The sequence below is a fragment of the Kitasatospora sp. NPDC007106 genome (genome assembly GCF_040634455.1).
Lineage (GTDB): Bacteria > Actinomycetota > Actinomycetes > Streptomycetales > Streptomycetaceae > Kitasatospora > Kitasatospora arboriphila.
In genome coordinates this window covers 1-5795 of the sequence record NZ_JBEYFP010000378.1, presented here as the reverse complement: position 1 = coordinate 5795, position 5795 = coordinate 1, and the positions used below count along the sequence as shown (strand labels likewise).

The following is a 5795-nucleotide window of genomic DNA, read 5'->3' as shown; positions in this document are numbered from 1 at the left end:
GACGCCGCCGCGCTGCGCGGCCCCGTGCTGGTGCTGGTGGCCGGCCGCAGCGGGGCGCACGACGCGCGGAAGGTCGCCACGGCGGCCCGCAGGGCGCTGCCGGACGGCGAGGTGGCGGTGCTGGAGGGGGTCACGCACCACGGGCTGCCCGCGGTGGGCGGGGACGCGCTGAACGCCCGGCTGGCGGCCTTCCTCGGCCGCGGACGGGATCAGGCGGCCTTCGGCGCCTCGTTGTAGGCCTCGGCCAGCTCCTGGCCGGACAGCTCGTGGATCGCCGCCATCACCTCGTCGGTGACCTGGCGGCGGGCCCGGGCCGAACGGGCCTGGCCGTGCAGCTCCGGGAAGTGCAGGGGCTTGCCGAAGCGGACCGTCACCCGGCGGATCCGCGGGATCCGGCGGCCGACCGGCAGGATCTCCTGCGGGCCCTCCAGGGCGACCGGGACGACCGGCACGCCGGCGGTCAGCGCCAGCCAGGCCACGCCCGTCTTGCCCTTGTAGAGCCGGCCGTCCAGCGAACGGGTGCCCTCCGGGTAGATACCGAAGGCCTTGCCGTCGTTGAGGATCTCCAGCGCCTGCTCCAGCGAGGCGGCGGCCGCGCGGATCTCGCCGCGCTCGACCGGCACGGCGTTGATCACCGAGGTGAAGAACGCGCGGGAGATCGCACCCTTGAGCCCGGTGCCGGTGAAGTACTCGGCCTTCGCCAGGAAGTACACCTGGCGCGGGGCCGTCAGCGGGATCACCACGCTGTCGATGAAGGACAGGTGGTTGCTGGCCAGGATCACCCCACCCTTGCGAGGCACATGCTCCAGGCCCTCGACGACCGGCCGGTAGACGGTCTTCGCCAGCGGCTTGAGCACGAGCTTCGTGATGAGGTTGAGCATGGGCCCTCCCTGGCCGGCCGACGGTGTCCCGACCGGTCGGCGCGGGATCAGTCCGCACACTACGACATGCACCCCGGCGTCCGTCCACTCCCTCCCGGGGCGGGTCGACCGAGATCCTCGTCACGCTGCGCACCCGCGCGGTCGCGCAGCCGGACACGGTAGGCTGACGGACCGTCACCCGGTGCGCCGGGGCGGTGTCAGGCCGTGAGCACCCGGCGGTCCGGGGCGGTGGCCTGCGCGCCGGTCGGGAAGACCTCCCGGACGACGCGCTCGGCGGCGTGTCCGTCGTCCCACGGGCAGAACCGCTCGCGGAAGCGCGCCCGCAGCTGCGGGTCCGGGTCGCCGGCCAGCAGGGCGTCGGCCGCCTGCCCGGTGGTGGTGGCGACCGCGCCGGGCGGCTCGGCGAGCAGGTCGAAGTAGACGCCGCGGACGGCCCGGTACTCGTCCCAGTCCGGGGCGAAGAGCGTGATCGGCCGGTCCAGCACGGCGTAGTCGAACATCATCGAGGAGTAGTCCGTGACCAGCGCGTCCGCGGCGAGGTACAGGTCCTCGACCACCGGGTGGTCGGAGACGTCCACGATGCGGGCGGCGTCGGGACCGGCGGTGAGGTCGCCCGCACCGCCGGTGTGGAAGTAGTGGGTGCGCACCAGCACGGTGTGACCGGGGCCGAGCCGGCGGGCCAGCTCGGGCAGGTCGAGCAGCGGCAGGTAGCCGCCGCGGGCCTCCCGGTGGGTCGGCGCGTAGAGCACGGTGCGCTGCCCGGTGCGGATGCCGAGTGCCTCGCGGACGGCGGCGCACTCCTCGGCGGTGGCGAGCGCCAGCCGGTCGTTGCGCGGGTAGCCGGTCTCCAGGATCCGGTACCGGCCGGGGAAGGCGCGGGCGAAGTGCTCGCTGGTGTGCGGATTGGGGGAGACCAGGTAGTCCCAGCGGTCGACGGCCTCCTGGAGGCGGCCGAAGTCCATGCCGTCCGCGGCGATCGGATGGTCCTTCAGGTCCATCCCCATGCTCTTGAGCGGGGTGCCGTGCTGGGTCTGCAGGTGCACGGAGCCCGGCCGCTTGCCCATGGTGTGCGGGAAGTTGACGTTGTTGACGAAGTACTTGGCGGTGGCCATCGCCCGCAGGTAGCCGGGGGAGTTGAGCAGCACGTACGGCACCCCGGGCGGCAGCGCGGCGGCCTGCGCGGGGGTCTCCACCACCCACACGCCGCGGATCTGCGGGGCCAGTTCGCGGGCCCGCTCGTAGATGGCGGCCGGGTTGCAGGCGTAGCCGCGGTGCCAGTAGGCGGCGTACACCGCGAGGTGCTCGTCCAGCGGCAGCCGGCGGAAGGCGTTGTAGACGGCGAACCGGGCGCCGCCGCGCACCACCCGGCGGACGGCCGGGGCGACGGCCAGGGTGCCGCGGCCCTTGAGGAAGGAGGTCGGGTAGAGCATCTCCTGCATGCCGGGGCCGCCCTTGGGGCCCTCGTAGCGGATGACGACGACGTCGCCCTCCTTGACCCGCTTGGCGAGGATCGCCTCGACGGCGTCCTCCTGCGACTCGACGACGACGGCCGGGCCGCTGAAGGTCCAGATCGACTCGTCGACGCCGGCGGTCTTCACGATGCAGCCGTCCTCGGCGAGGTTGCCGTACAGCACGGCCAGGCCGCCCTCGACGGAGTAGGCGTGCTCGACGCTGCGGATGCAGCCCTTGGCGGCGTCGGTGTCCAGGGACTCCCAGCGCTCGGACTGGGCGAAGGCCTCGGAGGTGCGCTTGCAGCCGGGGGCGGCGTGCCACAGTTCGACGGCCTCGGCGGAGGGCGAGCCGCCGCGGACGTCCCAGGTCTTCAGCCACTCGGCGAGCGAGTCGGAGTGCACGGTGTGCACGTCCTCGTTGAGCAGGCCGCCGCGGTACAGCTCGCCGAGGATGGCGGGGATGCCGCCGGCCCGGTGCACGTCCTCCATGTAGTACGAGCCGTTCGGCGCGACCTTGGAGAGGCAGGGGACCTTGCGGGAGATCGCGTCGATGGCCCGCATGTCGAAGTCGAGCTCGGCCTCCTGGGCGGCGGCGAGCAGGTGCAGGATCGTGTTGGTGGAGCCGCCCATCGCGATGTCCAGGGCCATGGCGTTCTCGAACGCGGCCCGGGTGGCGATGTTGCGCGGCAGCACGGACTCGTCGTCCTGGTGGTAGTGCCGCTTGGTGATCTCGACGACCGTCTGCCCGGCCCGCTCGTAGAGGGCGCGGCGGGCGGTGTGGGTGGCCAGCACGGAGCCGTTGCCGGGCAGCGAGAGGCCGATCGCCTCGGTGAGGCAGTTCATCGAGTTGGCGGTGAACATGCCCGAGCACGACCCGCAGGTCGGACAGGCGTTCTCCTCGATGATGGCGATGTCCTCGTCGGAGACGTTCTCGTTGACCGCCTGGGAGATCGCGTCGACCAGGTCGAGCTTGCGGACGGTGCCGTCGACCAGGGTGGCCTTGCCGGCCTCCATCGGGCCGCCGGAGACGAAGACCGTCGGGATGTTGAGGCGCAGCGCGGCCATCAGCATGCCGGGGGTGATCTTGTCGCAGTTGGAGATGCAGATCAGGGCGTCCGCGCAGTGCGCGTTGACCATGTACTCGACCGAGTCGGCGATCAGGTCGCGCGAGGGCAGCGAGTAGAGCATGCCGCCGTGGCCCATCGCGATGCCGTCGTCGACGGCGATGGTGTTGAACTCGCGCGGGATGCCGCCGGCCTCCTTGATCGCCTCGGAGACGATCCGGCCCACCGGCTGCAGGTGGGTGTGGCCCGGCACGAACTCGGTGAAGGAGTTGGCCACCGCGATGATCGGCTTGCCGAAGTCCTCCCGGGCTACGCCGGCGGCCCGGAGAAGGGCGCGGGCGCCCGCCATGTTGCGGCCGTGGGTGACGGTACGGGACCTCAGCTCGGGCATGCGCTCCACTCCTTCGGGGCCTGCGGGCGGCCGCTGCGCTGGTGGAAGAGGGTGCAGGACCGCTGTCCTACCGAGGTTACGCCCCCCGGTCCGGGCGGTGGACGCGCTGTCCGCGATGCGGTCAGCGCGTCCACGGGTCAGGCCGCCGTCCGGGCCACGAAGAGGTCGAGCACGTACGGCTCGTTCAGCACGCCGTCGGGGTGGGCGGCCAGCAAGGCGTCCCGCTCGGCGGCCAGCACCGGCGCCCGCTGCTCGGGCGGCAGCACCGCGACGTAGGAGCGCGACTCCAGGTCGGCCAGGTGGCTCTCCACGGTCACCCGCCGGGCCCAGTGCAGCCGGGCGGTCTCCACCCGCAGCCCGTGGGCGCCCAGCGGGCCGGCGAGGTCCTGCGGCGTGGAGCGGTAGGCGTGGTACGAGGGCAGCGCCCGGCCGAGCCGCTGCTGCTGGTCGGCGATCCAGTCCTCGGCGTCGTCCTTGACGTTCCACCAGAGCGCGAGCGCGCCGCCGGGACGCAGCACCCGCAGCGCCTCGGGCACCGAGCGCTCCGGGTCCGTCCAGTGGAAGGCCTGGGCGTAGGTGACCAGGTCGGCGGAGCCGTCGTGGCAGGGCAGGTCGTCGCCGACGCCCTTCACCACCGGGATCTCCGGCGAGACGGCCCGCAGCCGGGCCGCCATGCCGCCGCTGGGCTCGACGGCGAGCACCCGGGCGCCGCGGGCGGCGAGCAGCCGGGTGGCGATGCCCGTCCCGGCGCCGACGTCGACCACGTCGGCCCCGGCGAGCGGGCGGCCGGCGAGGCGCTCCAGCTCGTCGAAGAGCTCGGCCGGGTAGGTGGGCCGCGCCGCGGCGTACTGCTCCGCGACCGGTCCGAACGAGAGTGCGTGGGCCTGCTGCTGAAGGTCTGTCATGTCCTGCCTCCCTCGGTACCGGGACAGGCTAACCCCGGTGCGTCCGGGCGGGGGTGGCGAGGTGCAGCCGGGTGAAGGCGAGGGCCTCGGCGAGGTCGGCCTCCCGCTCGGCGGCCGAGGCGGAGCGGCGGGTGTTGACCTCCAGCACCACGTGCCCGTCGAAGCCGTTGCGGGCGAGGCGCTCCAGCAGCACGGCGCAGGGCTGCTTGCCGCGGCCCGGGATCAGGTGCTCGTCCTTGCCGGAGCCGGAGCCGTCGGCGAGGTGGATGTGGGCGAGGCGGTCCCCCATCCGGTCGGCCATCTCCAGGGCGTCGATCCGGGAGGTCGCCGCGTGCGAGAGGTCGATGGTGAAGTGCCGGTACTCCTCGTCGGTGACGTCCCAGCCCGGCGCGTAGGCCAGCATCTCGCGGTCCTTGTACCGCCACGGGTACATGTTCTCCACCGCGAAGCGGACGTCCGTCTCGCCGGCCATCCGGCCGATCCCGGCGACGAACTCCCGGGCGTACTGCCGCTGCCAGCGGAACGGCGGGTGGACGACGACGGTGTCCGCGCCGAGCCGCTCGGCGGCGGCGCGGGCGCGGACCAGCTTGGTCCACGGGTCGGTGGTCCACACCCGCTGGGTGATCAGCAGGCAGGGGGCGTGCACCGCGAGGATCGGCATGGCGTGGGCGTCGGAGAGCCGGCGCAGCGCCTCGACGTCCTGGCTGACCGGGTCGTTCCAGACCATGACCTCGACGCCGTCGTAGCCGAGCCGGGCGGCCAGCTCGAAGGCGGTCTCGGTGGTCGACGGGTACACCGAGGCGGTGGACAGCGCGACCTTGGTGTCCGGGACGTGCACGGCGGGGTGCGGGGGCAGCACCAGGCGGTCGGTGGTGCGCAGCAGGGGCGCCCGCTGCGGCTCCTTGCGGCGGGCCTCCTTCACCGCGCGGGCGACCTTGGCGACGGCGGCGGTGCGGGCCGCGGTGGCGGTCTGCACGGACTTCGCGGAGCGGGCGGTGCGGGTCGCGGCGCCCTTGGCCGTCCGCGAGGCGGCGCCCTTGGCGGTGCGGGAGGCGGCGGCGGCCCGCTCGCCGAGCGTGCCGGCCCCGGGGGCGCGGCGGCGC

4 protein-coding genes and 2 pseudogenes are annotated in these 5795 nt (G+C 73.8%); 1 reads left to right on the top strand and 5 read right to left on the bottom strand.

Features of this window, described 5'->3' with window-relative positions; translation table 11 throughout:
* Positions 1-237, top strand: a pseudogene (locus ABZ641_RS23900) (alpha/beta hydrolase); the annotation flags it as partial.
* On the opposite strand, the gene ABZ641_RS23895 reads toward ABZ641_RS23900, so the two are convergent.
* From ABZ641_RS23895 to ABZ641_RS23875, 5 genes and pseudogenes are all read right to left on the bottom strand, one after another.
* Positions 210-881 carry a lysophospholipid acyltransferase family protein gene (locus tag ABZ641_RS23895; protein ID WP_344626309.1) on the bottom strand — a complete coding sequence of 224 codons (672 nt, stop codon included), beginning with the start codon at positions 879-881 and terminating at the stop codon, positions 210-212. The pseudogene ABZ641_RS23900 and the gene ABZ641_RS23895 overlap by 28 nt on opposite strands.
* Before the next feature lie 197 nt (positions 882-1078).
* A complete protein-coding gene (locus tag ABZ641_RS23890) occupies positions 1079-2242 on the bottom strand; it encodes a CDP-glycerol glycerophosphotransferase family protein (RefSeq protein ID WP_359984722.1) in 1164 nt (387 codons plus the stop codon).
* Between the two features lie 33 nt (positions 2243-2275).
* Positions 2276-3787 (bottom strand): annotated as a pseudogene (ilvD, locus tag ABZ641_RS23885) (dihydroxy-acid dehydratase); the annotation flags it as partial.
* Positions 3788-3924: 137 nt separating this feature from the next.
* A complete protein-coding gene (locus ABZ641_RS23880) occupies positions 3925-4692 on the bottom strand; it encodes a class I SAM-dependent methyltransferase (protein ID WP_344621337.1) in 768 nt (255 codons plus the stop codon).
* Positions 4693-4720: 28 nt separating this feature from the next.
* Positions 4721-5530, bottom strand: a complete 810-nt coding sequence (locus ABZ641_RS23875) for a sugar phosphate isomerase/epimerase (protein WP_344621513.1) — start codon at positions 5528-5530, stop codon at positions 4721-4723.
* Between the last annotated feature and the right edge of the window lie 265 nt (positions 5531-5795).